The sequence below is a fragment of the Streptomyces sp. NPDC056061 genome, assembly GCF_042266885.1.
In the GTDB taxonomy this organism is placed as follows: Bacteria; Actinomycetota; Actinomycetes; order Streptomycetales; family Streptomycetaceae; genus Streptomyces.
In genome coordinates this window covers 251,485-276,884 of record NZ_JBHJWQ010000007.1, presented here as the reverse complement: position 1 = coordinate 276,884, position 25,400 = coordinate 251,485, and the positions used below count along the sequence as shown (strand labels likewise).

The following is a 25,400-nucleotide window of genomic DNA, read 5'->3' as shown; positions in this document are numbered from 1 at the left end:
GCATCTCCCCGATCCGCGCGACGAACGGGAGCAGCCGTGGAGATCCTGGCCTTCGGCGTGCAGTCCGACGAGAAGCCGCTGCTCGAACGGGCCTTCGGCGGGCGTCACGAGGTGCGCTGCCTGGACGTCTTCCTCACCGCGGACACCGCCGCCATCGCGGCGGGCCACGAGATCATCTCCACCAGCGTCAACGCGGACCTGGGCAGCGGCATCCTGCAGACGCTCGCCGCCGGGGGCACGCAGATGATCGCCCAGCGCTCCACCGGCTTCAACAACATCGACCTCGACGTCGCCGAACGGCTCGCCCTCACGGTCGCCCGGGTCGCCCACTACTCGCCGTACTCGGTCGCCGAGTTCGCCTGGACCCTCGCGATGGCGGTCAACCGCCGCGTCGTCCGGGCCGCGGGCCGCACCCGCGAATTCGACTTCCGGCTCGACGGCCTGCTCGGCCGGGACATGCACGGGCGCACGGCCGGTGTGATCGGCACGGGCAGGATCGGTGAGGCGTTCACCCGGATCGCCCACGGCTTCGGCATGAGACTCCTGGGCTGGGACGTCGCGGAGAACCCCGCCTGCACCGGCCTCGGCATGGAGTACGTCGACAAGGACCGGCTCCTCGCCGAGTCCGACCTGATCAGCCTGCACGTCCCGCTGCTGCCCTCGACCCACCACCTGATCGGCGCGGACGCCCTGGCCCGGATGAAGGACGACGCGCTCCTGATCAACTCCAGCCGCGGCGGACTCGTCGACACCGGGGCGCTGGTCGCCGAACTCCGCGCCGGACGGTTCCTGGGCGTCGGGCTCGACGTGTACGAGGCGGAGGCCGGGCTCTTCTTCCTCGACAAGTCCCAGCAGGGCATCGACGACGACACGCTCGCCCGGCTCGTCACCTTCCCGAACGTCGTCGTGACCTCGCACCAGGCGTACTACACCCGGGAGGCCGTCGGCCAGATCATCGACGCCACCGTGCGGAACGTCGACGACTACCTGGCCGGCCGCCGCGGCGAGAACGTCCTCGTGCCCGCCCGCCCGTCGGACTGAGGCCCCGGAACCCCGGGGCCCGCCGACCCCGGTCAGCCGCCGACCGGCAGCCCCGCCAGCAGCTCCGTCACGATCGCCGTGCCGCGCAGCGTCAGCACCGACTCCGGATGGAACTGCACCGACGCGAAACCCGGGCCGCGCAGCGCGTGCAGTTCCCCGGTCGCCGCGTCCACGCTCGTCCCGATGCCGTGCGCCGCCAGCTCGGTGACCGCCCCCTCGTCGCAACGGGCCGTGAAGCTGTTGTAGAAGCCGACCGTCTCCTGCCGTCCGAAGAGGTCGATGGCGACCTGCGTGCCCTGGTGCGGCACTGCCTTGCGGACGATGTCCAGCCCCAGCTCCGCCGCGATCAGCTCGTGGCCGAGGCAGACGCCCAGCAGGCCGTGCCGGTGGTCGCGGACCAGTTCCGCGGCGAAGGAGCGCAGCAGCCGCATCTTCGGATCGGCGGTGTCGCCCGGATTCCCGGGCCCGGGGCCCAGCACGACCGGGCCCTCGTGCCCGCGCACCCGGGCGCGCAGCCCCGGCTCGTCGAAGCGGTGCACCGACACCTCCAGACCGGAGGAGCGCAGCAGGTGCGCCAGCATCGCGGTGAAGGTGTCCTCCCCGTCGATCACCAGCGCACGGCCGGACAGTTCCCGGGTGCGCTCCTGCATCCGCAGCCAGAACGGGGCGAGACCGTCCCTGCGGGCGTCCAGCGCCGCCCGTACCCGGGGGTCGTCGGCGAGCCGTGCCGGGCGTGCCGCTTCGGCCCGGGGCCGACCGGGCCGCACCCCCAGCGCGGCCAGCACCCCGGCCGCCTTCGCGTGCGTCTCGGCGACCTCGCCGGCCGGATCGGAGTGGCGCACCAGCGTCGCCCCGACCGGCACCCGCAGCCGTCCGTCGGCCGCGATGTCGGCGGTGCGGATCAGGATCGGCGAGTCCAGGGTCTGCGCCCCGCCCGGTTCCTGCCGCAGCAGTGCCAGCGCGCCCGCGTAGTAGCCGCGCCCGCCGGACTCGTGGCGCTCGATCACCCGGCAGGCGTTCTGCACGGGGGAGCCGGTGACCGTCGCCGCGAACATGGTTTCCCTCAGTACCTCCCGCACGTCCAGCGAGGAGCGCCCGCGCAGTTCGTACTCGGTGTGCGCGAGGTGGGCCATCTCCTTCAGCCGCGGCCCGATCACCACCCCGCCCATGTCGCCGACCGTGCACATCATCTTGAGCTCCTCGTCGACGACCATGGAGAGCTCGTCCCGCTCCTTGCGGTCGGCGAGGAAGTCCAGCAGGTTCTCGACGGTCGGCCCCTCGGCCGGGTAGCGGTAGGTGCCGCTGATCGGGTTCATCACGACCGTCTCGCCGGACATCCGCACATGCACCTCGGGGCTCGCGCCGACCAGGGTCCGCCCCGCCCCGGGGCCTCCCGCGGGTCCGCCGTCGCCGGTGTGCACCACGAACGTCCAGTACGCGCCCCGCTCCCCGGCCAGCAGGCGCCGGAAGAGGGCCAGCGCGTCGGCCCGGCCGAAGCCGGGGATCTCGCCGCGGAAGGTCCGCCGGATGACGAAGTTCGCGCCCTCGCCCTGCCCGATCTCGTCCTCGATCACCCGCCGGACGATCCCGGCGTACTCCTCGTCCGGGACGTCGAAGCCGCCGTCCTCGACCCGCACCTCGTGCGCCGGCAGGTGCTCCAGCACCTCGGCGAGCGGCAGCGCGTACGTCTCCTCGGCGACCAGCACGGACAGCGGCGTCCCGTCGTCGCGCACGTCGAACCCGCGCTCGGCGATCTGACGGAACGGCACCAGGGCGAGCGAGGGCAGCGGCCCGACCGGGAGATCGGCGAGCCGGTCCACCTCCCGCACCCGGCCGATCAGCACCTCGACGACGTCCTGGTCGTGGCCCGGGGTCCGCCTGCGCAGCAGCGCGAACGGCGGGCAGCCGTCGCCGAGCAGCCGCCGGATGACGGGGCCGGTGCGGTGGGTCAGGGACATGGGGGTTCCTTCCAAGAGGAGGAACGGCTCCCGAAACGCGAAGAAGGCCGCCCCTCGGGCGGCCTTCGCGTGGTCTGTCGCGCGATCGATCAGTGGGCCGCCGGATGAGCGGTCCACCACCAGTTCTGGGTCGTCTGCGCGAACATGTCCCGAACCCTAGCGGATGACGGCGTCATCCGAGCGCCCGTCTCAACTATTGAGCTCACGGATGAACGGAGCGCCGGACCCCGTAGTGTTGTCGGTGTGACCGTGAACGCCAATACCTCCGTCGCCGGTGGCCACACCTGGCGAGACCTTCCCGCGGCGCAGCAGCCCGAGTACCCCGATGCCGAGGCTCTGCGCGATGTACTCGCGGAACTCGCGTCGTATCCCCCGCTCGTCTTCGCGGGCGAGTGCGACCAGCTGCGTGCCCGCATGGGAGCCGTCGCCAAGGGCGAGGCGTTCCTGCTCCAGGGGGGTGACTGCGCCGAGGCGTTCGACGCCGTGTCGGCGGAGCACATCCGGGCCAAGCTGAAGACACTTCTCCAGATGAGCGCCGTCCTCACCTACGCGGCGTCCGTCCCGGTCGTCAAGGTGGGCCGGATCGCCGGCCAGTACTCCAAGCCGCGCTCCAAGCCGACCGAGACCCGCGACGGCGTCACCCTGCCGACCTACCGCGGCGACTCCGTCAACGGCTTCGCCTTCACCGAGGAAGCCCGCGTCCCGGACCCGCAGCGGCTGAAGCAGATGTACCACGCGTCCGCCTCCACGCTGAACCTGGTGCGCGCCTTCACTACCGGTGGCTACGCCGACCTGCGCCAGGTGCACGCCTGGAACCAGGACTTCGTGAAGTCGTCGCCGTCCGGCCAGCGCTACGAGGCGCTCGCCCGCGAGATCGACAACGCGCTGAACTTCATGAAGGCGTGCGGCACCGACCCCGCAGAGTTCAAGGCCGTCGAGTTCTACGCCTCGCACGAGGCGCTGCTGCTGGACTACGAGTCGTCGCTGAGCCGAGTCGACTCGCGCACCGGGCAGCTGTACGACGTCTCGGGTCACATGGTGTGGATCGGCGAGCGCACCCGGCAGCTCGACCACGCGCACATCGAGTTCGCCTCGAAGATCCGCAACCCGATCGGCATCAAGCTCGGCCCGAGCACGACGGCCGAGGAGGCGCTGCAGTACATCGAGCGTCTCGACCCCGACCGCGAGCCCGGCCGGCTGACGTTCATCGTCCGCATGGGCGCCGACAAGGTCCGCGACAAGCTCCCCGAGCTCGTCGAGAAGGTCACCGCGTCCGGTGCCACGGTGGCCTGGGTGACCGACCCGATGCACGGCAACACCTTCGAGGCCGCCTCCGGCCACAAGACCCGCCGGTTCGACGACGTCCTGGACGAGGTCAAGGGCTTCTTCGAGGTCCACAAGGGGCTCGGTACGCACCCGGGCGGCATCCACGTCGAGCTCACCGGCGACGACGTCACCGAGTGCGTCGGCGGCGGCCACGAGATCTTCGTGGACGACCTGCACCAGCGCTACGAGACGGCCTGCGACCCGCGGCTCAACCGGAGCCAGTCCCTGGACCTGGCGTTCCTGGTCGCCGAGATGTACCGGGACCAGTAGGCATCACCGCAGGTGACACGCGTACGACGGTGGGGCACGGATCGATGTGATCCGTGCCCCACCGGGCGTTCAGGGGCTTTCGGGAGACGTCGGCACGGGTAAGGTTAGGTTGGCCTCACCAGGAACGGGGTGACGGCGAACGACACCGGCAACCGGACCCGTCGGGAGGTGAACCGCATGTACGTCTGCTCGTGCTTCGGCATCACGGACAAGCAGGTCAAGGAGCATGCGGAGGCCGGGGCGTGCACGCCCCGCCAGATCGCCTCGGTGTGCAAGGCCGGCACGGACTGCGGCGGCTGCGTCCGTGCCATCCAGGCCCTGCTCGGGCGGGGCGCCTGCCCGCGCCGCGAGCTGCTCGACCGGAAGCGGACGTCCACCGTCGCCGAGGACGCCGCCCCCGCACGGCCGGCGCCCGCGGGCAGCGCCTCCGTGCGGGCCGCGTCCGACCCCGGTACGGGGCTCGTTCCCGGCGTGGTCCCGGGTGCGCGGCTGTCCGAGGCAGCCTGACCGCCGCCAGGTCTCAGCTGTCCGGCTGCTCGATCACCTGGGCGATGTACAGCGGCTCGCCGAGCTTCTCGATCAGCTCCAGCTGGGTGTCGAGGTAGTCGATGTGGTGCTCCTCGTCGGCGAGGATCGACTCGAAGATGTTCGCGGACGTGATGTCGCCCTTGCCCCGCATCAGCTCGATCCCGCGCTTGAGGCGGTCGATCGCCTCCACCTCGACCTGTCGGTCGGCCTGGAACATCTCGGTGACCGTCTGGCCCACCCGCACATGGAACAGCCGCTGGTAGTTGGGCAGCCCGTCGAGGAAGAGGATGCGGTCCGTGAGGACCTCCGCGTGCTTCATCTCGTCGAACGACTCGGAGCGGGTGTACTTCGCGAGCTTCGTCCAGCCGAAGTTCTCCTGCATCTTGGCGTGCAGGAAGTACTGGTTGATAGCCGTCAATTCGGCGGTCAGCTGCTCGTTCAGGAACTCGATGACCTCGGGGTCGCCCTGCATCGCCAAGGCTCCTTCCAACCGGTGGACTGGGCACGTTCGCCGCATCCTCGCATCGTGCCCGAAGATCGTCCAGTAAGTGCATGCTTAGTGCGAATTGCCAGAATTACCCCCGCCCTGGTCGAGGCCATCCGTGCCCGTCTGTCACCATGGAGGCATGGGCCAGCCGGAAAGCCGGGAAAACCGCGTGTCAGAGCAGTCCGAGCTTCCGCCGGGACAACGACTCCAACGCGGCTGGCCGGTCACCCACTACGGGCCCGTACCCAAGTTCAAGCCGGACCGCTGGGAGTTCCGGGTCTTCGGCGCCACGGCGGACGGCGAGAAGCACTGCTGGAACCATCAGGAATTCTCGGTGCTGCCGTTCGCCTCGGTCGTCGCCGACCTGCACTGCGTCACCAAATTCAGCATGCTCGGCGCCGAGTGGGGCGGGGTCCTCGCCCGTACGGTCCTGGAACTCGCACCCCCGGCGCCGGACGTCACGCATGTGATGGCCTGGGCAGAGTACGGATTCAGCTCGAACCTGAGGCTCTCCGACTTCGCCTCGGAGCGAACGATTTTCGCCACGCACAAGGACGGCGAACTGCTCACCGCCGAGCACGGCTTCCCGCTCCGGCTCATCGTGCCGCACCGCTACGCCTGGAAGGGGCCCAAGTGGGTGCGCGGCATCGAGTACATGACGGCCGACCGTCGCGGCTTCTGGGAGGAACGCGGCTATCACAACATCGGCGACCCGTGGCGCGAGCAGCGTTATTCGTACCAGGAGGAGCCCGGGGACGGCCCCGAGCTCTGACTCACCGCCGGTCGTCCCGCGGCCGGGCGCTCACCGGCCGCGGAGCGCCTTGAGCCGGGCCACGTCCGCAGCGTGCCCCTCCTTGCCGCCCGGCGTCTCGATGATCAGCGGCACGCCCGCGGTCGCCGGATGGGTGAACAACTCCCGGAACGGCTCCTCGCCGATGTCCCCGGAGCCGATGTTCGCGTGCCGGTCCCGGTGGGCGCCCGCCGCCTCCTCGGAGTCGTTGGCATGGATCAGTTTCAGCCGGCCCGCGCCGATGGTGTCCACCAGCAGGTCCAGCGTCTGCCGCATTCCCGCCGGTCCCGCCAGGTCGTGGCCCGCCGCGTGGATGTGGCAGGTGTCCAGGCAGACCCCGAGCCGGGGGTGGGCGTCGAGCGCCTCGAAGTACGGACCGAAGTCCCATGTCCGGGAGCAGATCGAGGCGCCCTGGCCCGCGGTGGACTCAAGCAGCAGGTACGGGTCGTCGTCGTGCGTCAGCTCGTCCAGCAGGGGCCGCAGGTGCGTACGGACCTGGGCCAGGGCCTCGGTACGGGGCCGGCCGCCGGTCGCCGAGCCGGTGTGCACCACGACGCCCAGCGCGCCGATGGCGCGGGCGCGGCGCAGCGAGTGGCGCAGCGACTCCACCGACTTCTCGACGGTGGCCGCGGTGTGCGAGCCGAAATTGATCAGGTACGGGGCGTGGACGTACACCGGCAGCGACTCGGCGGCGCACTCGGCGCGGAACTGCTCGTCCTGAGCCGGGTTGCCGACCGGCGTCGCCCAGCCGCGCGGGTTGGCGACGAAGACCTGCACGGCCTCGGCCCCCATCTCGCGGGCGTAGGGGAGGCCGACCTTGGCGAGGCCGCCGGCCACCGGGACGTGGCCGCCGACCGGATTGCGCATGTGAATGATCTACAGCCCCTTGGTCCTGATGGTGATGGTGCTGCCCTCGGGGGCCTGCTTGCCGCCCGCGACGGACTGGCTGTCGATGGTGTCGCTGAACGAGAGGAACGGGCGTTTGACCTCGACCTCGAAGCCCGCGTCCTCCAGCGTGGCCGTGGCGGTGTCGACGTCCTTGCCGGTGACGTCCGGGACGTCGGCCATCCGCGGCCCCTTGGAGACCGTGAGCGTGATGGTGTCGCCCTCGGCGGCCTGCGCCCCCTCGGCCGGTGACTGATGGGCGATGTCGCCGACGGCCTCCGGCGAGTTGATCCGGTCGGGCAGAACTTCGAGCTTCAGACCCACCTCGTCCAGCGCGGCGGTGGCGTCCTCGACGGACAGCCCGGTGACTCCGGGGACGTCGACCGGTGCGCCCCTGCTGACGACGAGGGCGACCGCCGAGTCCGGATGCCGTTCGGTGCCCGCCTCGGGGTCGGTCGCGATCACGTCGCCCCGCGCCGTGTCCTCGCTGAACTCCTTGGTGACCATGCCGGGCACCAGGCCCGTCTTCTCCAGTTCGCGCCGGGCGTCGGCGAGGGACAGGCCGCCGACATCGGGCACCTGCACGATCTCGGGGCCGCGCGAGACGACCAGCCGTACCCCGTCGTTCCTGCGGATACGGGCTTTGGAGTCGGGCTCGCTGCTGATGACCGTGCCGCGTGCCACGGTGTCGCTGTAGGACCGGTCGACGCCCTTGACGTCGAGACCGGCGTCCGAGAGCCGCTGCCGGGCCTCCTTCTCGGTCTGGCCGAGCAGCGAGGGGACCCGGGTGAACTGCCCGGAGTTGATGTACCAGACGCCCGTGCCGATGCCCAGGGCCAGCAGCACCGCGACGACCACCGCCATGACCGAGCGGCGGGGGCGGCGCAGGCGCGACGCCCGTGGCGCGGGCCCGGCGGGCTCCTGCGGCGGCATCTCCAGACGGCTGGTGTGGTGGGCGACGCCCTGATCGGCCGGGAGCAGCCGCGGGATCACACTGGTGCGGTCCTCGGTGGCGTCGTGCTCCTCGGCACGGGCCTGCGGTGGCGTGGCGTCCAGCTGGGCCTCGGTGAGCTCGGCACGCGCCTCGCGGGTCTCGGCGAGCAGGGCCACCGCGTCGAACGGGCGGACCTCGGGATCGCGGGCCGTGGCACTCGCCACCAGGCCGTCCAGTGCGACCGGGAGGTCCGGGACGAGCGCCGACGGGGCCGGGACGTCCTCGTTGAGGTGCTGGTAGATGACCTGGGCCGGGGTGTCGCCCGTGTGGGGCTTGGAGCCGGTGAGCATCTCGTACAGCACGACGCCGCAGGCGTACACGTCGGTGCGGGTGTCCGCCGTGCCGTGCGCTATCTGCTCGGGGGCGAGGTAGGAGACGGTGCCCAGGACCGACCCGGTGGTGCTGGTGACCGAGCCCACCGCCCGGACCAGGCCGAAGTCGGCGACCTTGACCCGGCCGTCGTCCCCTATCAGGACGTTCTCCGGCTTCATGTCCCGGTGCACGAAGCCCGCCCGGTGCGCGGCGCCGAGCGCGGCGAGCACCGGCTCCAGGATGTCCAGCGCGGCCCGGGGCCGAAGGGCGCCGCGGTCGCGCAGGACGTCGCGCAGCGTGCAGCCCGCGACGTACTCCATCGCGAGGTAGACGTACTGGCCCTGCGCGCCCTGGTCGAAGACCGCGACCACGTTGGGGTGCGCCAGCCGGGCCACGGACTTGGCCTCGCGTATGAAGCGCTCGACGAACGTGGCGTCGGTGGCGAGCGCCGGGTGCATCACCTTCAGGGCGAGCACCCGGTCGAGCCGGGTGTCCACGGCCCGGTAGACCGTGGCCATGCCGCCCACGGCGATGCGGGCATCGACGCGGTAGCGGCCGTCGAGCAGCTGCCCGACGAGCGGGTCCTGGAGGGTCGTATCCACGGATGCGAGTCTACGAGTCGCGACGGTCACTCCGGACGGGCCGGGCGGTCCAGGTGCCGTACTGCAGCCGAGCCGTGACAGGAACACGTCGTCCGGGCGGGCCGACGGGGTCAGAACGCCGGACGCTCCGGGTCCAGCACCGCGCGCCCCTCCACCGGCGACGACGCCTCGGCGAAGTGGCGGCGCGGGATCCGACCGGCCCGGTACGCCAGGCGCCCGCCCGCCACCGCGTGCCGCATCGCGGCGGCCATCAGCTCGGGCTCCTGGGCCCGGGTCACGGCGGACGCCAGCATCACCGCCGCGCACCCCAGCTCCATCGCCAGCGCCGCGTCCGAGGCCGTTCCGGCGCCCGCGTCGAGGATCACCGGAACCCGGGCCTGCTCGACGATCAGCCGGAAGTTGTGCGGATTGCGGATGCCCAGGCCGGAGCCGATGGGGGAGCCGAGCGGCATCACCGCCGCGCAGCCCACATCCTGGAGCCTGCGGGCCAGCACCGGGTCGTCGTTGGTGTACGGCAGCACGGTGAAACCGTCGTCCACCAGGATCTCCGCGGCGTCCAGCAGTTCGACCGGGTCCGGCAGCAGGGTCCGCTCGTCGGCCACCACCTCCAGCTTGATCCAGTCGGTGCCGAGCGCCTCGCGGGCCAGCCGGGCGGTCAGCACGGCCTCGCCCGCGGTGAAGCAGCCCGCCGTGTTCGGCAGCACACGGATGGCGAGCCGCTTCAGGACCGAGAGCACCGAGCCCTGCACGGTCGGGTCGAGGCGGCGCATCGCGACGGTGGTCAGCTCGGTGCCGGAGGCGATCAGGGACCGTTCCAGCACGTCGAGACTGGGGGCGCCGCCCGTGCCCATGATCAGCCGGGAGGCGAAGTCGGTGCCGCCGAGGGTGAGGAGGTCGTCGGACACGGTCGGTCAGCCTCCCTGGACGGCGGTGAGGATCTCGACCCGGTCGCCGTCGCGGAGCGCGGTGGCGGGCCACTGCCCGCGCGGCACCACCGCCTCGTTGACGGCGGCGGCGACGCCGGAGGGCGCGGAGGACAGGGTCGCGACGAGGACGTCCAGGGTGGTGCCCGCGGCGAGCGGCCGGACCTCGCCGTTCACCGCCACGGAGAGCGGCGCGGGTCCGGCGGCGGGCGGTGCGGGGGCACGGGTGGGCTCGGTCATGCGGGCTGCTCCTGACGTGCGGAGTCGGCGGCGGACGGGAAACGGTGCGGGGTGAAGGGGCGGGCCTCCTCGGGCAGCTCGCCGTCGGCCAGCAGCGCCGCCATGGCGTCACCCGTGACGGGGGTGAGCAGCACCCCGTTGCGGTGGTGGCCGGTCGCGAGGTGGAGGCCGGGCAACGCGGTGGGGCCGAGCAGCGGTGCGTTGTCGGGGGAACCGGGGCGCAGGCCGGCCCGGACCTCCGTGAGCGGCAGCTCGGTGATGCCGGGCACCAGCTCGTGGGCGTCCCGCAGCAGCTCGTAGACGCCACCGGCGGTGACGGTGGTGTCCCAGCCCATCTCCTCGCTGGTGGCGCCGAGGACCAGCTCGCCGTTCTCGCGCGGGACGAGGTAGACGTGCCCGCCCCGGACCACGGCCCGCACCGTCCGGCCGAGGAAGGGCGCGTACGGGGCGGGCACGGCAAGCCGCAGCACCTGCCCCTTCACCGGCCGGACCGGCGGCGCGAGCCCGTCCGGCAGCCCCGCGAGCCGGCCGCTGAGACTCCCCGCGGCGAGCACCACCTGGTCGGCGGCGAGGTCCGCGCCCCCGGCGAGCACCACACCCGCGGCCCGGCCGTGCACCACCGCGAGGCGCTCGGCCCGCTCGCGGTGGAGGACCACTCCGGCCCGCTCGCAGGCGGTCAGCAGCGCGGCGGCGAGCCGGCGCGGATCGATCTGGTGGTCGCCGTCCACCCGCAGCCCGCCGCGGACGCCCGGGGCGAGCATCGGTTCCAGACGGCGGCACTCGCGGCCCGTCAGCCATTGCGATTCCAGCCCCGAGCGCTGCTGCAGGGCGTGCAGGTCCCGCAGATGGGCGCGGTCGTCGGAGTCCAGCGCGACGGCGAGCGTGCCGCAGGTGCGAAAGCCGGTCTCCCGGCCGCTCGCCTCCTCCAGCTCCGCCACGAAGTCCGGATAGCGGGCGGCCGAGGCGAGGTTGAGGCCCAGCAGCAGCTCTTCGCCGTAGTGGAGTTCGGTGACGGCGGCCAGCATCCCGGCCGCCACCCGGGCGGCCCCGCCGCCGGGCTCGGGGTCGACGACCGCGACGCGCAGCCCGCGCTGCGCGGTCCGCCAGGCGGTGACCAGGCCGATGATCCCGCCCCCGACGACCAGGACGTCGTACCCGTCCCCGTGGTGAGAAGAACGCATGGGCGTCCAGCCCCTCCCTTCGCCGGCATGACCCGGATCAGGTTCGTACGGTCGGAGGCCGCCCCAGCCTCCCTCTCAGCCCGCTGCGTCCGGGCTCCCGCGAGTGTCTTACCGTGGCCACCCTAAACCCCGGCCCCCGGACCCCGGACCGGACCCAGCAAGGGAGCAGTCACCATGGCCCGTTCGCTCGACGGACTCGTCCTCGCACCGGTCGCCGACGGGGCAGCCGGCCAGGTCGGCACCCTGACCCGCTTCGCCTACCACGAGCGGGACGGCCGGATCTGGGCCGAGTACGCGGGCGGCGACGTGGTCGGCGGCCACCTCGTCGGCACCCGCGTCGGCGACACGCTCGACTTCAGGTACGTCCAGCTCACGCAGGACGGAACGACGTCGTCCGGCCACTGCGTCGCCACCGTCGTCGACCTCCCGGACGGCCGGGTGAGGCTGGAGGAGCGGTGGGAGTGGGAGTCCCGGGAAGGCAGCGGCACCAGTACCGTGGAGGAGCTCCCCCTTTCTTGACGAATCGTCAGGTGTTTAAGGTGTACGCGTGAGCGAGCAGCAGAAGTCAGAGCGGACGGATCCGCCGACGGAGCGCCGGGTGGTCGTCGTCGGCGCGGGCATGGCCGGGGTGCAGACGGCGGTGGCGCTGCGGGAGCAGGGCTTCACCGGCCCGGTCGTCCTGATCGGGGCCGAGCCGCACCAGCCCTACGACCGGCCTCCGCTGTCCAAGGCGGTCCTGCTCGGCAAGGCCGAGGACTCCGCCTTCGACATCGACTTCGAGGCGCTGGACATCGAGTTGCGCCTCGGCCTCGAAGTCACCGGCCTGCGGTCCGCCGCGCACGAACTGGACACCGCGTCCGGCTCCGTCCGCTACGACGTCCTGGTGATCGCCACCGGCGCCGAACCGATGGTCCTGCCCGGCGCCGAGGGCGTGCCCGGCGTCCACCTGCTGCGCACCCTCGACGACGCGGCGCGGCTGCGCCCGGTCCTGGCGGAGCAGCACGACGTCGTGGTGGTCGGTGCGGGCTGGATCGGTGCAGAGTTCGCCACCGCGGCCCGCGCCGCCGGTTGCGCGGTCACCGTCGTGGAGGCCGCCGACCGGCCGCTCGCCGGAGTGGTGCCCGCCGAGGTCGCCGCCCCGATGACCGCCTGGTACGCCGAGAGCGGCGCCGAACTCCTCACCGGCGCCCGGGTCGACCGCGTCGAACCGGGCAGGGTGGTCCTCGCCGACGGCCGCGGGATCCCGGCCGGAGCAGTCGTCGTCGGCATCGGAGCCCGGCCCGCGACCGGCTGGCTGGCCGGCTCCGGCATCGACGTCGGTCCCGACGGATCGGTGACCGCCGACGCCGCGCTGCGCACCTCGCTGCCCGACGTGTACGCGGTCGGCGACTGCGCCTCGTTCCCGTCCGCCCGGTACGGCGAGCGCCTGCTCGTCCACCACTGGGACAACGCCCTCCAGGGCCCGCGCACTGCCGCCGCCAACATCATCGCGGCGGTCGGGGAGGCGGCCGGGGACGTCCCGGCGCCGCCGGCCTACGACCCCGTCCCGTACTTCTGGTCCGAGCAGTTCGACCGGTTCGTGCAGTACGCGGGCCACCACACCGACGCCGACACCCTGCTGTGGCGCGGCGACCCCGCCACGCCCTCCTGGTCGGTGTGCTGGCTGCGCGACGGCGTCCTGGTCGCGGTCCTCGCCGTCGGCCGTCCCCGGGACCTGGCGCAGGGGCGCAGACTCATCGAGGCGGGCGCGCGGCTCGATCCGGCACGCGCCGGCGACCCTGCCGTGCCCCTGAAGTCGTCGACCCTCTGATGGCCTACCCGGCGCCCCGTACGGTCGGCCCGGCTACCGACTGTCGGTCCGGGATGGCACGCTTGTCCCCGTGACCGAGATTGACGCAAAAATTGATGCTCTCGTCCCCGCCTGGCTCCACCTCCCCGACATCGCCGAGATGCTCGGTGTCGAGGTGACCCGTGTGCGGCAGCTGGTCAAGGAGGGCCAGCTGATCGCCGTACGCCGTGGTGAGAACCGGGCTCTCCAGGTGCCGGCGGCCTTCATCGCCGGTGACAAGGTGGTCAAGGGCCTCTCCGGCACCCTGACCCTCCTGCGGGACGACGGCTTCACCGATGAAGAGATGCTGGAATGGCTCTTCACCGCCGACCCGACCCTGCCCGGCACCCCCGCCCAGGCGCTGAGCGAGAACCGTGGCACGGAGGTGAAGCGCCGCGCCCAGGCGCTCGCCGTCTGACGGGCGAGCGCGGATCAGGTGCGGGCCGCACGGCCCGCACCTGAGTGCCTGTTGTTCCCCGGGGCGTCGGGCGAGCCTTGATCGGGCGGCCGCGCCCCGGGGCGCACGCTTCCGGCGCCGCCGAAACGGCCGAGCGGTCCCGTCCCCACGCTCTCGACGGGCAGGGGTGCCCCGTCCGGGCCGTCGTTGGCCCGTCCCAAGCGCCGCGGCGCCCGGGAACCGCACACACCACGCCGGGTCCGGTCCTCCGGTTCCGGTCTCCCGGGTTCCGGTTTCCGGTCAAGAGATCGCCCGCCGGGCTCCGACACCGTTTTGAACCACCGCTCCGAACCACCGTTCCGAACCACCGCTCCGCACACGCTCCACCAGGGGGAGACGCACCATGTCCACGCCTCGCGCGCAGTTGTCCGACGCCCGGCTCTACCTGTGCACGGACGCCCGCAGGCGCCAGGGCGACCTCCCCGCGTTCCTCGACGCCGTCCTCGCCGCCGGGGTGGACATCGTCCAGCTGCGCGACAAGGGCATGGAGGCCGCCGAGGAGCTGGAGCACCTCGCCGTCCTCGCCGACGCCTGCCGACGCCACGGCAAGCTCCTCGCGGTGAACGACCGGGCGGACGTCGCCCACGCCATCGGCTCCGACGTGCTCCACCTGGGCCAGGGCGACCTGCCGGTTCCCGCCGCCCGCGCCATCGTCGGGGACGACGTGCTGATCGGCCGCTCCACCCATGCCGTTTCCGAGGTGGACGCCGCCGTCGCCGAGCCCGGCACGGACTACTTCTGCACCGGTCCGTGCTGGCCCACCCCGACCAAGCCCGGCCGGCCCGCCCCCGGGCTGGACCTGGTGCGGTACGCCGCCTCGCTCGGCACCCGGCGCCCCTGGTTCGCCATCGGCGGGATCGACGCGGACAATCTCGACGAGGTGCTGGACGCCGGTGCGCGCCGCGTCGTCGTCGTACGGGCCGTCACCGAGGCCGACGACCCCGCCGCCGCAGCGGCCGATCTCGCCGGGAGGATCCGGGCGCGTGCAGGGGCCTGATCCGGCCAGATGTCCGAAGTGTGGACACGCTATGGACAAACAAGCGGTCATTCCGGGCAATTGGTGCTGGTCTGGTCCTATGCTCCCTGTGCTCTGGTTAACCTGCCCGTATGGCCCTTGGGACACCTTCCACCAGGACGGATCACGCGCGCACGGTGCGTGATCTCCTCGCGACCGGCAAGACCTCGTACTCCTTCGAGTTCTGGGCGCCCAAGACCGAGAAGGGCGAGCGCAACCTCTGGAACGCGCTGCGCCGCGTCGAGGCGGTACGGCCGAGCTTCGTCTCCGTGACATACGGGGCGGGCGGCTCCACCCGGGCCGGGACGGTGCGGGCCACCCAGCAGATCGCCGCCGACTCCACGCTCACCCCGGTCGCGCACCTCACGGCGGTCAACCACTCCGTCGCCGAACTGCGCAACATGATCGGGCAGTACGCCGACGCCGGGATCCGGAACATTCTCGCCGTGCGCGGTGACCCGCCCGGCGACCCGATGGGCGAATGGGTCGAGCATCCGCAGGGCGTGCGATACGCGGCGGACCTCGTCCGGCTGATCAAGGAATCCGGGGACTTCTGCGTCGGCGTCGCGGCATTTCCCGAGATGCACCCGCGTTCGGCCGACTGGGAAACCGACATCCGGCACTTCGTGGACAAGTGCCGTGCCGGTGCCGACTACGCCATCACCCAGATGTTCTTCGATCCGGACGACTACGTGCGGATGCGTGACCGGGTGGCCGCCGCGGGGTGCGACACCCCGATCATTCCCGAGGTCATGCCGCTGACGAGCGTCAAACAACTCGACCGGTTCGCGCAACTCAGCAATGCCTCTTTCCCGTCCTCCCTGAGGGAACGCATCCTCGCCGTCGGGGACGATCCCGCCGCTGTACGCTCCATTGGTATCGACTTCGCCACGCGGTTCTGCGCGAGGCTGCTGTCCGAGGGTGTGCCCGGACTGCACTTCATCACGCTCAACAACTCGACGGCGACGCTCGAAATCTACGAGAATCTCGGACTGCACAAGCAGTTGTGACCGGCCGTACCCGCCACGACCCGGGGCGGTGGCCGTAGGAGGGGGCGGGCATGGGCTGGACGGTCCTCTACATCGCGTTCGGAATCGTCGCGCTGTGGCTGCTCGGCGAGGTGCTTCTGCAGTACAAGGCGCGCCTGCGCTGGCGTCTGCTGGCCTTCGCGGGATTCCTCTGCGTGGTCGTCGGCGTGCTGATGCCGTCCGTGTTCGTGATCGTCGTCGGCGCCATCGCCTTCGCGACCGGCCAGACCTACGTCACGCTGTCCTTCCGGCGAGGCTTCTCCACCGGCTGGGCCATAGGGGGCAGCCCGGGTGCGAGCCGCCGTCGTCGCGGCGGGAGCGGCCGGGACGGCCGCAGGAAGGCGCCGACGCCCCAGGTCTCGGAGCCGGAGACGGAACACGACGGGCAGCAGGGTCCGGAGCAGGTGAGGCCCGAGCCGTCGGCGGCCTCGGTCTACGAACCGGAGCCGCTTCCCGACGACACCGGCCAGTACGGCGTCTACTCCGCTCATCAGCGGGTGGCCGAGGGCGGCGACGGGGCGCACGGTCAGCCCCAGTACGCCGCGTACGACGCCCACACCGGCCCGGCGGGCTACCCGGCGCAGGACCACGGCCCGTTCGGCGGCCCCGACGCGTTCGCCACCGGCCAGGGCTCGCCGGGCGACTCCCCGGTCGGCCGGAACTCCTTCGCCGGCCCGTACGACTACGGCACCGACGGGCAGCAGTACGCCGCCTACTCCGACCCCTACATCGGGACCGGCCCCGCGGGCGCCGCCGCCCCGTACGACGGCTACGGAAACGGCTACGACGCCTTCGGCGGCCAGCAGTACGCCCCCGCCGACCCGTACGCCCAGCAGCCGTACCACGAGACCCCGCCCGGCGGTGTCTGGGTGCCGCAGCAGCGCGAGGGGGAGCAGTACCCGCCCGCGCCCCCGGAGCAGCCCGTACGGCCCGCCCCGTTCCCGAACGCCTACAACAACGGCAGCGGCTACGACGAACAGCCGTACCACTGACCGACGGCGGCACGGCCGCGGACGACCGGTCCGGCCGACGATGCCTGCGCCCGCCGCCGCCCCGACGTGCGGAGCCGCCGGCCGCGGGTCCGGCACGCGGCTCCGGGGATCACTGCGAGCCCCGGAATCCGTCCCCCTCCACGATCAGCCCCGCCACCAGCGCCCCCGACATCCCCGCATGGGCGAGCCCGCCCCCCGGATGCGACCAGCCGCCCACGGCGTGCAGTCCCGGCAGCCGGGTGCGGTTGCCCGGATGCAGATACGCACCGCCGGCCCCGGCCAGCGCGGGCGCGGGCACCGAACCGCCCTCGGCACCGGTGTCGGCCGCCGTCTCGGCCGGGGTACGCACCGCGGTGTGCAGCAGCCGCTCCCGGACATCGGGCACGACCGCCGCCGCCGCGTCGATCAGGGCGTCGGCGAAGCGCGTGCGCCGCGCCGTGTCCGTCCAGTCGACCGCTCCGTGCGGGGCGACCGTCGCCGTCAGCGTCACCGCCTCGTGCGCGTCGTCGGGGCGGGTCGACGGGTCGTCCGGGCGCAGCACCGTCACCGTGGGGTGCTCGGCGACCCTCCCGGAGAACACCGCCTCCTGCTCCGCCCCGCCGTCCGCCGGGTGCACCACGACCCGGTGCACGGCATCCGCGGACCGGGCGCCGCGCAGCGCCAGCATGACGACGAACCGGCCCGGCACCGCCGTCTGCCCCCGGTCCTGCGCGGGTCTCGGCTGCACCGTCACATCACCGTCGCGCCACAGCTCCCGACCGGGCACCAGACCGGGCCGCGGCCGGATCCCCAGCACCACGTGATCGGCCTCGGCGACCGTCCCGTCCGCCAGCTCGACGCCCGCCGCCCGGCCGTCCTTCTCGACCACGCGGACCACCTCGCCGCCCAGCACGAACTCCACCCGCCGGGCCAGGCAGCGCTCGTGCACCGCCTGCGCCAGGGCCCGGATCCCGCCGCCGACGTACCAGCTGCCGAAGGTCTCCTCCAGGTAGGGCAGCAGTGCGGCCGAGGCCGGTGCGCGCCGGGGGTCGAGCCCGTAGGACAGCGCGTAGCCGTCGAGCAGGGCGGCCAGCCGCGGATCGGGCAGCTCCCAGGCGCCGATCTGGGCCACCGTGCCCGCCTCCCGGGCCGCACGCAGCAGTCGGCGCCGCCGCAGCGAGGGATACGGGTCGCGGCCGAGCACCTGCCAGTCGGCGCGCAACGGCTCCTCCAGGAGCGGGCGTCTCGACCGGTCCCAGGCGTCCCGCGCCCGGTCGAGGAACTCGCCCCAGGCCGCCCCCGCGCCGCCGCCCAGCGCGGCGTCCAGGGCGGCGACCACCCCGGCCCGTGAGGCGTTGGGCAACGAGAGGGCGGTGCCGTCCGCGAAGACATGACGGCTCGCCGGATCGACCTGGGTCAGGGCGACGCACCGCTCCAGCGGCTCCTTGCCCGTCTTCACGAACAGGTCGCGGTAGACCGCGGGCAGGTGCAGCAGCGCGGGCCCCGTGTCGAAGGCGAAACCCTCGTGGGCGTAGCGGCCGACCGAGCCGCCGAAGGTCTCGGACCGCTCGTACACCGTCACCCGGTGGCCTGCCACGGCGAGCCGGGAAGCCGCCGCCATCGCGCCCATCCCGGCGCCGATCACCGCAATACGTGCCATGTCAGTGACCTTAACGGCCGCCTCGGACAGGCGGCCCGGCGGTCGGGATCAAGCGGGCCGCGGCGGACCCGGGGTCACGGCGAGGCGGCCTGGGCCAGGCGTTTCTCCTCGCGGCGCCGGGCCCGGCGCCGCAGGAAGCGGCGGATCCGGGAGACGAGGAAGAGCACGATCACGATGCCGGTCAGCAGCGCCGTCCCGGCGATGACCGCCGCGATCACCGGGTGGAATATCGCGAAGGTGATGATCCCGGCGACGCCCAGGTCCTCGGCGATGCTCACGGCGATGTTGCTGAACGGCTCGGGAGAGGTGTTGACCGCCATTCTGGTGCCGGCCTTCACCAGATGGCTGACCAGCGCGGTGGAGCCGCCGATGGCGCCGGCCGCGACCTGGGGCAGCGAACCGTCGTCGCCGGCCAGCAGGGCCGCCACGACCGCACCGGCGACCGGCCTGACCACGGTGTGCACGGAGTCCCACACCGTGTCCACGTACGGGATCTTGTCCGCCACCACCTCGCACAGGAACAGCACACCGGCCACGACGAGGACGTCGGTGCGTTGCAGCGACGCCGGTACCTCGTCGGAGAGACCGGTCGCGCCGAATATGCCGAGCAGCAGGACCACCGCGTAGGCGTTGACCCCGCTCGCCCAGCCGCTCGTGAACACCAGGGGGAGTACGGACACGGACGCGATCGTAACCAGCCGGGCCGCGATCCCGGGAGGGGGCCGTGCGCGGCCCTGAGTATCCGTACCTAGACGGTGAGATGAGTAGGTACGCGGATGGGTTGCCACCGGCCCGGACGGGAGAGTGGGACGCACGGACAGGGGCGCGGCCCCCGGCACCGCCGACACGGGGCGGCGGAACGGGCGCGGCACTCCTCTCCGGAACGGGGGGAGCACGACGGAGAGCCCGGGGACCACGGGGGACGACGCGGTCACGGAGGAAAGGCTCTCCGGCAGCGTTTCGGACGCCGGTACGGCGCGGGCTCGGGGGACCGAGCCCTGCCGGACCGGCGTCCGGCTTTTTGCCGCACGGGCGGCTCAGCGCCCGCCGACCCGCCCGTGCAGCAGCAGCGACAGCGCGGAGTGCACGTCGTCGATCGACCGTTCCGGCTGGAACGCCTGCCAGTCCAGGGCCGCCACCAGCACCATGCCGACCAGGGCGGCGGCCGTCAGCTGGGTGTCGATCTCCTCGCTGAGCTCGCCGCACTCCACGCCCTCGTGCAGCACGTCCTCGACCACCGTGACGGCCTCCTGACGCACCACCAGCAGGGTCGACTGCCAGGCCCGGTTGGTGCGCCACAGCTCCGCGACGTACAGCTGGGTGAAGGCCGGGTAGCGGTCGATGAAGACCAGACCCGCCCTGATCATCGCGTCCAGGGCCTCGACCTTGGTGCCGCCGTGTTCCCCGGTCCCCTCGGCCGCGGAGCGCAGTGACTCCGTGAGCAGCCCGACGCCGTGCCGCAGGAGTTCCTCGAAGAGTTCGGTCTTGCTCTTGAAGTTGTAGTAGACCGTGCCCTTGGCGACCCCGGCGCGCTCGGCGATCTCGTCCACCGTCGTCGCCGAGAAGCCCTTCTCGGCGATGAGGGTCACGGCTGCTTCGTAGAGCTTCTGCCGGGTGGCCTGGCGGCGCGTGCCGCTACTGCTTTCCATGCCGCTGATTCTCACAGGTTCCACCGTGCTCACAGGCTCAGATCCGGGTGCAGCCGGTTCAGGGTCCACACCTGCTTGCGGCGTGCGGCGACGGCGGTCAGGGCGAGCGAGCCCGCCGTGAAGGCCAGCAGTACCGCGGAGCCCTGCCAGACCGGGCCGAGGTCGCCGCCGGTGATCAGTCGGCGCAGGCCGTCGACGATGTAGCTCATCGGCAGGTACGGGTGGATCGCGTTGAAGAATCCGGGGCTGGTCTGGACCGGGTAGGTGCCCCCGGCCGAGGTCAGCTGGAGCATCAGCACGGCCAGCACGAGGATGCGGCCCGCGGCGCCGAACCGGGCGTTGAGCCACTGCACGATCGCGGCGAAGCAGCAGGTCACCAGCGCGAGGAAGCCGAGCGTCCCGGCCGTCCTGGCCATCTCCAGCCCGAGTCCCCAGTGCAGTACGGCCATCAGGGCACCCACCTGGAGCAGCCCGATCGCTGCCACCGGAAGCCAGCCCGCGAAGGCGATCCGCAGGGCGGAGGCCCCGACGGCGAGCGCCCGTCGGTTGAGCGGCTGGATCAGCATGTACGCCACCATCGCGCCGACCCAGAGGGAGAGCGGGATGAAGTAGGGGGCGAAGCCGGTGCCGTAATTGGGGGCGGCGTGCAGCGACGAGGAGGCGAGCCGCACGGGGTCCGCCATGACCTCGGTGCGCGCGTCGCGGTCCTTCTCGTCGTAGTCGGGGATCTTGCCGACGCCGTCGTTGAGTCCCTGGGCGAGGGTCGTGGAGCCGTCGCCGAGCCGGATCAGGCCGCTGTCCAGGTTGACGGCGCCCTTCCTGAGGTTGCTGACGCCCGTGTTCAGGTCGGCGGAGCCGGTCCTGGCCGTGGTCAGGCCGGCGTGCAGTTCGTTCGCGCCCTTGGCGACCTTGTGGGCACCGGTGTTGAGCGCGTTGACCTTGGCCACGGCGGACTTCAGGTCCTTGTCGAGCTGCGGGGCGCTGTCGGCAAGGTCGTCGGCCTGCTGCTGCAGCGTCGTGAGCTGGGTGCGCAGCTTCTTCAGGACGCCGTGCTGGTTCGTGACCAGCACGTTCACGTCGTCGGCGACCTTCGCGACATCGGCCGCCGCGGTCTTCGCGCGGGCGAGCGGCGGGCAGGTGGTGGGGTCCGCGGGCGACTGCTCGGTGCACGTGGTGCGGTAGACCTCGGCGAGGTCGTCGGAGGCGGTGCGGGCGGCGGTGGCCGCGGTGGGCGCCGTCTTCACCAGCCGGTCGAGGTTGTCCCGCACGGTCTGCGCGTTGCCGGAGACCAGCCGGGCGGTGTCGCCGATCGACTTGCCGTTGTCCTTGAGGAACGGACGCAGGTCGGTCGCCACCCCGTTGACCTTGTCGGCAAGCGCCTGGGTGCCGTCCGCGACCTGCCGGGAGCCGGATTCGAGGTCGCCCGCGCCCTTGTTCAGCCTGACGATCCCGTCGGCGAGGTTGCTGCTGCCGTTCTTGGCGTTCTTCAGCCCGTCGGCGAGGTCCTTCGACCCCTTCTTCGCCTTGCCGATGCCGCCCTTGAGGTCGTCGGCGCCCTTGGCCGCCTTCGCCGTCGCGTCGTGCAGGTCGGAGAAGTTGATGAAGATCCGGTCGAAGAACCCGCGCGACGCGTTGGTCGACGCGGCCGTGCGCACCTCGGAGAACACCGACCGGGAGATCTGCCCGACGATGTAGTTGTTGGCGTCGTTGGTCCGCACCTGGAGCGCGCCGGTCTCGGGGGAGTCGCCCGAGCTGGAAGCGATTTGCTTGCTGAAGTCCGACGGCATGGTGAGGGAGAGGTAGTACGTGCCGTTCTCCACGCCCCGGTGCGCCTCGGCGGAATCGACCTCGTGCCACTCGAAGGTCTTGGAGTCGAGGAGCTTGCCGGTGATCTCGTCGCCGGCGCTGATCCGCTTGCCGTCGACGGTGGCGCCCCTGTCGTCGTTGACCAGGGCGACCGGGATCTTGTCGAGGCGTCCGTACGGGTCCCAGAAGGAGCACAGGTACAGGGCGCCGTAGAGCAGGGGCAGCAGCAGGAGCGCGATCAGCGCGGCGACCGGCAGCTTCCCCCTGCCGAAACGCTTCAGCTCAAGCGCGGCCAGTTTCGGCAGACGCATCGGCCGGTCCTTCCTCGGTCGTGGTCCGCCCGGCCGCGGTGGTCCGCGCGTCCGTCGGCGCGACCGTGGTCCCGGTACGTACGATGACGGCGCCCTCGGGCGCCTGGCTGCACACGGCGAGCACCGTGATGCCGCCGTCGGCGAGCGAGCGCAGCAGCTCCCAGGCCTGGGTGCGCTCGGTGTCGGAGAGCTTGAGGTCGGTGTCGTCCACCGCGAGCAGCCGGGGCCGGCCGATCAGCGCGAGGGCGAGGGACAGCCGCAGCGCCTCCAGCCGTTCGAGGTCCCGCACGGAGGTCCGTTCGCCCTTGGGCAGGGCGGCGGTGTCGAGACCGGCGGCGTCCAGCGCTGCGTCGATCCGTGCCCGGGCGGCGGCGAGGCGCTCGGCGCGCGGGCGGAGCAGGGCGCGGAACGATCCGTCGAAGCGGCGCTGCAACAGGGCGCGCTCGCGCAGGTGCTCGGCGACGGTGAAGGCCGGGTCCAGCTCGTTGACCCCGGCCACCTGGCCCAGCGCGCTGAGGCGGCGGACGGCGGCCATCTTGCGCGGCAGGCGCAGTCCGCCGACCGCCGCGCGGCCCTCGGTGGCGCGCATCCGGCCGGTGAGCGCGAGCAGCAGGCAGGTGCGACCGGAGCCGGACGGGCCCTCGATCGCCACCAGAGATCCGGGCGCGGCCTCGATGTCCACGCCCCGGAAGGCCCAGCCGCGAGGCCCCTTCAGGCCGAAGCCCCGGGCTGCGACGGCTGCCCCGTGCGGGCTGTCCACAGACTCCCCCTCGTTTTGAACTGACCGGTCAGTTCAAAAAGATTAACCCGAACCCGGGATCGAGGCAAAGGTGCAGGTCGAAGGTGCGATCGAGGCGATTGTCAGTGGGGGCCGCCACGATGGACACGTACGGCAACGGAGTCGCCACACGAGACAGGAGGTTTCGTCATGGCCCATTCGTCCGCAGCAGCCGCACCGCGGCGCCGCGCAGACGGCCCTGCCCCCTCGCTGACCGGTCCGGCCCACGATGTCCACCCCGTTCCGCGCCGCACCGCGGCGCCCCGGGCCGCCCTCGACCTGCTCGCCCTGGCCCGCGCCGGTCTCGACGAGGCCGCCGGCCTCGACGTGCCGAACGAGCGCTATGCCACCGCCCACCTCGCCGCACTGCGCACCGCCGCCGCGGTGCTCGCCGCGCGGGCCCGCCCCGAGATCCCGGGGCGCCGCCGTGAGCGGATCCGCAGTGCCTGGGAGGTGCTCCCCGAAATCGCGCCCGAGCTGACCGAATGGAGTGCCCTGTTCGCTTCCGGCGCCGCTCGCAGAGCCCGCGCGGAAGCCGGAATACCGGGCGCGGCCGGTACCCGGGACGCCGACGACCTGCTGCGCGACGCCGCGATGTTCCTGCGTCTGGTCGAGCGGATGCTGGTGCTCCAACCGGTCCTCCCGCAGCCCCGGAGGGACCGGCCCGAGGTGGGATGACGGCGACGGCGGTGCGAGGCAATAGGGTGGGAAGCACCTGTACCACCTGCACTGTTCACGCTCCGCCGTCACCGGCGGCACCGTGCCGAGGAGTCAACTGTCGTGTCGGACCAGCTGCGCCCCCGCGCGTCCCTCCGTACCGCCGTGGTCTGGGAGGTCCTGAAGGGTGCCCTCGACGACAGGGTCGAGGCGACCGGCAGGGACGTCCTGGACGTGCTGGACACCGGCGGCGGCACCGGAAACTTCGCGGTGCCGGTCGCCCGTCTCGGCCACCGCGTCACGGTCGTCGACCCCAGCCCCAACGCGCTCTTCGCGCTGGAGCGCCGTGCCGCCGAGGCCGGGGTCGCCGACCGTGTCCGGGGGGTGCAGGGCGACATCCACGGCCTGTTCGAGGTGGTCGAGCGCGGCGGCTACGACGCGGTCCTGTGCCACGGAGTCCTGGAGTACGTGGACGAGCCGGCCGAGGGCGTGCGCAACGCCGTCGAGGCACTCCGCCCCTCCGGTGCGCTCAGCCTGCTCGCGGCCGGGCTCGGCGGTGCCGTCCTGGCCCGGGCCCTCGCCGGTCACTTCACCGAGGCGAGGCAGGCTCTCGACGACCCGGCGGGCCGCTGGGGCGAGGGGGACCCCGTGCCCCGGCGCTACACCGCGGACCAGCTCACCGAACTGGTCTCCGCGGCGAACGTCGAGGTCGGCGCCGTGCACGGCGTCCGGGTCTTCGCCGACCTGGTGCCCGGCGTCCTGGTGGACACCGAGCCCGGCGCCATGGAGGCCCTGCTCAAGCTGGAGGCGGCGGCGGCCGAGCTGCCCGCGTTCCACTCGGTGGCGACACAGCTGCACGTCCTGGGCACGAAGCGGGTCTGAGCGGGGGCCGGGGCCGAGGGACGTCGGCGACACGGCCGGACCGGTGCCGGACCGGCCGCAGTGCGGTTGATCAGGTACGCAGCCGCAGACGGAGTACGCCCCGAGACCCCCGATCGGGGTCCCCGCCCCGTATGATCGGGGGACAGCATCCGGCATGACGGATCGGAGGTTGGGGAATCAAGGCCTCAATAGCTGATCCATCGTGGCGGCCCGGACTGGCTGTGTGGCAATGAGGGCGGGTTTCATGGGGGCGATTCCCTGCCTATCCTGGAAGGGCCGCAGACCGGCCGCCCCCCGCGGCCGACGACGAGGAGGACTCCGTGCCGCTCTCGGAGCACGAGCAGCGAATGCTCGAGCAGATGGAGCGAGCGCTGTACGCCGAAGATCCCAAGTTCGCGACAGCGCTCGAGGGAAGCGGGCTGCGTACGTATACCCGACGACGGGTCTACCAGGCGGTCGCAGGCTTCCTTGTGGGTATCGCGCTCCTCATGGCCGGAATGGTCGCTCAGCAGATCTGGATCGGCGTGGTGGGATTTCTTGTCATGCTGGGCTGCGCGGTCCTCGCGGTCACCGGTTGGCGCAAGGCGCCCAAACCGGGGGAGCAGCAGGCAGCCGGAGGCAGCGGTGCCGGCCGTCGGCCCAGGCAGCGCCGATCGGTGATGAACCGGATCGAGCAGCGATGGCAGCGTCGCCGCGACGAGCAGGGGCGATAGAGCCCGGACACGTGTGAACAGGGGCGGGGGGGGGGGGGGGGCGGCCCGCCCCGGCGACACGTTTGGGGGGCGGGGGGGGGGGGCGGCCCGCCACCGCAGGGCGGGCGG

Annotated in this window: 26 protein-coding genes and 1 riboswitch; of the genes, 13 read left to right on the top strand and 13 right to left on the bottom strand. The window is 72.5% G+C overall.

Going from position 1 to position 25,400, the window contains the following annotated elements:
- Nucleotides 1-36: 36 nt before the first annotated feature.
- A complete protein-coding gene (locus ACFC79_RS14255) occupies nucleotides 37-1,041 on the top strand; it encodes a 2-hydroxyacid dehydrogenase (protein ID WP_376239490.1) in 1,005 nt (334 codons plus the stop codon).
- 32 nt (nucleotides 1,042-1,073) lie between these two features.
- On the opposite strand, the gene ACFC79_RS14250 is transcribed toward ACFC79_RS14255, so the two are convergent.
- The gene (locus ACFC79_RS14250; protein WP_376239487.1) at nucleotides 1,074-2,999 is read right to left on the bottom strand and encodes an anthranilate synthase family protein; all 1,926 of its coding nucleotides are present in this window, start codon (nucleotides 2,997-2,999) and stop codon (nucleotides 1,074-1,076) included.
- 89 nt (nucleotides 3,000-3,088) lie between these two features.
- Nucleotides 3,089-3,145: a trp operon leader peptide gene (locus ACFC79_RS14245; protein ID WP_078513512.1), complete on the bottom strand. Its 57-nt coding sequence runs from the start codon at nucleotides 3,143-3,145 to the stop codon at nucleotides 3,089-3,091.
- Between the two features lie 97 nt (nucleotides 3,146-3,242).
- Between ACFC79_RS14245 and ACFC79_RS14240 the strand changes: the two genes are divergently transcribed.
- Both ACFC79_RS14240 and ACFC79_RS14235 read left to right on the top strand, forming a co-directional pair.
- On the top strand, nucleotides 3,243-4,595 hold the full coding sequence (locus tag ACFC79_RS14240; protein WP_376239484.1) for a class II 3-deoxy-7-phosphoheptulonate synthase: 1,353 nt from the start codon (nucleotides 3,243-3,245) through the stop codon (nucleotides 4,593-4,595).
- Nucleotides 4,596-4,772: 177 nt separating this feature from the next.
- Nucleotides 4,773-5,102, top strand: coding sequence for a bacterioferritin-associated ferredoxin (locus ACFC79_RS14235; protein WP_376239596.1), 330 nt, complete (start codon nucleotides 4,773-4,775; stop codon nucleotides 5,100-5,102).
- Between the two features lie 13 nt (nucleotides 5,103-5,115).
- On the opposite strand, the gene bfr is transcribed toward ACFC79_RS14235, so the two are convergent.
- Nucleotides 5,116-5,595 carry a bacterioferritin gene (gene bfr / locus ACFC79_RS14230; protein ID WP_376239482.1) on the bottom strand — a complete coding sequence of 160 codons (480 nt, stop codon included), beginning with the start codon at nucleotides 5,593-5,595 and terminating at the stop codon, nucleotides 5,116-5,118.
- A 154-nt stretch (nucleotides 5,596-5,749) separates the two neighbouring features.
- On the opposite strand from bfr, the gene ACFC79_RS14225 reads away from it, so the two are divergent.
- Nucleotides 5,750-6,382 (top strand): sulfite oxidase-like oxidoreductase, encoded by a 633-nt coding sequence (locus ACFC79_RS14225; RefSeq protein ID WP_376239479.1) that lies wholly within the window; start codon nucleotides 5,750-5,752, stop codon nucleotides 6,380-6,382.
- Nucleotides 6,383-6,412: 30 nt separating this feature from the next.
- On the opposite strand, the gene ACFC79_RS14220 is transcribed toward ACFC79_RS14225, so the two are convergent.
- From ACFC79_RS14220 to thiO, 5 genes are all read right to left on the bottom strand, one after another.
- Nucleotides 6,413-7,267: a deoxyribonuclease IV gene (locus tag ACFC79_RS14220; RefSeq protein WP_376239477.1), complete on the bottom strand. Its 855-nt coding sequence runs from the start codon at nucleotides 7,265-7,267 to the stop codon at nucleotides 6,413-6,415.
- A 9-nt stretch (nucleotides 7,268-7,276) separates the two neighbouring features.
- Nucleotides 7,277-9,193, bottom strand: a complete 1,917-nt coding sequence (pknB, locus tag ACFC79_RS14215; RefSeq protein ID WP_376239474.1) for a Stk1 family PASTA domain-containing Ser/Thr kinase — start codon at nucleotides 9,191-9,193, stop codon at nucleotides 7,277-7,279.
- A gap of 110 nt (nucleotides 9,194-9,303) precedes the next feature.
- Nucleotides 9,304-10,098: a thiazole synthase gene (locus tag ACFC79_RS14210; RefSeq protein WP_376239473.1), complete on the bottom strand. Its 795-nt coding sequence runs from the start codon at nucleotides 10,096-10,098 to the stop codon at nucleotides 9,304-9,306.
- Nucleotides 10,099-10,104: 6 nt separating this feature from the next.
- Entirely contained in the window at nucleotides 10,105-10,356 is a 252-nt protein-coding gene (gene thiS / locus ACFC79_RS14205; protein WP_376239471.1) for a sulfur carrier protein ThiS, read from the bottom strand.
- Nucleotides 10,353-11,537 (bottom strand): glycine oxidase ThiO, encoded by a 1,185-nt coding sequence (thiO, locus tag ACFC79_RS14200; RefSeq protein ID WP_376239469.1) that lies wholly within the window; start codon nucleotides 11,535-11,537, stop codon nucleotides 10,353-10,355. The genes thiS and thiO overlap by 4 nt, the downstream gene beginning before the upstream one ends.
- Nucleotides 11,535-11,648, bottom strand: a riboswitch (TPP riboswitch). Its footprint overlaps the gene before it by 3 nt.
- A 63-nt stretch (nucleotides 11,649-11,711) precedes the next feature.
- Between thiO and ACFC79_RS14195 the strand changes: the two genes are divergently transcribed.
- From ACFC79_RS14195 to ACFC79_RS14170, 6 genes are all read left to right on the top strand, one after another.
- A complete protein-coding gene (locus ACFC79_RS14195; RefSeq protein ID WP_376239466.1) occupies nucleotides 11,712-12,056 on the top strand; it encodes a hypothetical protein in 345 nt (114 codons plus the stop codon).
- Between the two features lie 28 nt (nucleotides 12,057-12,084).
- Nucleotides 12,085-13,347 carry an NAD(P)/FAD-dependent oxidoreductase gene (locus ACFC79_RS14190; RefSeq protein ID WP_376239463.1) on the top strand — a complete coding sequence of 421 codons (1,263 nt, stop codon included), beginning with the start codon at nucleotides 12,085-12,087 and terminating at the stop codon, nucleotides 13,345-13,347.
- A 70-nt stretch (nucleotides 13,348-13,417) separates the two neighbouring features.
- Nucleotides 13,418-13,783, top strand: a complete 366-nt coding sequence (locus ACFC79_RS14185; RefSeq protein ID WP_376239461.1) for an Rv2175c family DNA-binding protein — start codon at nucleotides 13,418-13,420, stop codon at nucleotides 13,781-13,783.
- 382 nt (nucleotides 13,784-14,165) lie between these two features.
- Nucleotides 14,166-14,819 carry a thiamine phosphate synthase gene (thiE, locus tag ACFC79_RS14180; protein ID WP_376239459.1) on the top strand — a complete coding sequence of 218 codons (654 nt, stop codon included), beginning with the start codon at nucleotides 14,166-14,168 and terminating at the stop codon, nucleotides 14,817-14,819.
- A gap of 110 nt (nucleotides 14,820-14,929) precedes the next feature.
- Complete coding sequence (gene metF / locus ACFC79_RS14175) at nucleotides 14,930-15,847, top strand: methylenetetrahydrofolate reductase [NAD(P)H] (protein ID WP_376239458.1); 918 nt, start codon at nucleotides 14,930-14,932, stop codon at nucleotides 15,845-15,847.
- A 50-nt stretch (nucleotides 15,848-15,897) separates the two neighbouring features.
- Nucleotides 15,898-16,857 carry a hypothetical protein gene (locus tag ACFC79_RS14170; protein WP_376239456.1) on the top strand — a complete coding sequence of 320 codons (960 nt, stop codon included), beginning with the start codon at nucleotides 15,898-15,900 and terminating at the stop codon, nucleotides 16,855-16,857.
- Between the two features lie 109 nt (nucleotides 16,858-16,966).
- Here ACFC79_RS14170 and ACFC79_RS14165 read toward each other — a convergent pair whose 3' ends face one another.
- From ACFC79_RS14165 to ACFC79_RS14145, 5 genes are all read right to left on the bottom strand, one after another.
- Nucleotides 16,967-18,496: a phytoene desaturase family protein gene (locus tag ACFC79_RS14165; protein ID WP_376239454.1), complete on the bottom strand. Its 1,530-nt coding sequence runs from the start codon at nucleotides 18,494-18,496 to the stop codon at nucleotides 16,967-16,969.
- 74 nt (nucleotides 18,497-18,570) lie between these two features.
- Entirely contained in the window at nucleotides 18,571-19,176 is a 606-nt protein-coding gene (locus tag ACFC79_RS14160; protein ID WP_376239451.1) for a DUF4126 domain-containing protein, read from the bottom strand.
- A 357-nt stretch (nucleotides 19,177-19,533) separates the two neighbouring features.
- On the bottom strand, nucleotides 19,534-20,145 hold the full coding sequence (locus ACFC79_RS14155; RefSeq protein WP_376239450.1) for a TetR/AcrR family transcriptional regulator: 612 nt from the start codon (nucleotides 20,143-20,145) through the stop codon (nucleotides 19,534-19,536).
- Nucleotides 20,146-20,174: 29 nt separating this feature from the next.
- The gene (locus ACFC79_RS14150; protein ID WP_376239448.1) at nucleotides 20,175-22,262 is read right to left on the bottom strand and encodes a YhgE/Pip family protein; all 2,088 of its coding nucleotides are present in this window, start codon (nucleotides 22,260-22,262) and stop codon (nucleotides 20,175-20,177) included.
- Nucleotides 22,234-23,022: an ATP-binding cassette domain-containing protein gene (locus ACFC79_RS14145; RefSeq protein WP_376239445.1), complete on the bottom strand. Its 789-nt coding sequence runs from the start codon at nucleotides 23,020-23,022 to the stop codon at nucleotides 22,234-22,236. Before ACFC79_RS14145 ends, ACFC79_RS14150 begins: the two co-directional genes overlap by 29 nt.
- Before the next feature lie 168 nt (nucleotides 23,023-23,190).
- On the opposite strand from ACFC79_RS14145, the gene ACFC79_RS14140 reads away from it, so the two are divergent.
- From ACFC79_RS14140 to ACFC79_RS14130, 3 genes are all read left to right on the top strand, one after another.
- Nucleotides 23,191-23,718 carry an SAV_6107 family HEPN domain-containing protein gene (locus ACFC79_RS14140; RefSeq protein WP_376239443.1) on the top strand — a complete coding sequence of 176 codons (528 nt, stop codon included), beginning with the start codon at nucleotides 23,191-23,193 and terminating at the stop codon, nucleotides 23,716-23,718.
- Nucleotides 23,719-23,820: 102 nt separating this feature from the next.
- Nucleotides 23,821-24,579, top strand: a complete 759-nt coding sequence (locus ACFC79_RS14135) for a class I SAM-dependent methyltransferase (RefSeq protein ID WP_376239441.1) — start codon at nucleotides 23,821-23,823, stop codon at nucleotides 24,577-24,579.
- 320 nt (nucleotides 24,580-24,899) lie between these two features.
- Complete coding sequence (locus tag ACFC79_RS14130) at nucleotides 24,900-25,292, top strand: DUF3040 domain-containing protein (protein WP_376239438.1); 393 nt, start codon at nucleotides 24,900-24,902, stop codon at nucleotides 25,290-25,292.
- Nucleotides 25,293-25,400 lie beyond the last annotated feature (108 nt).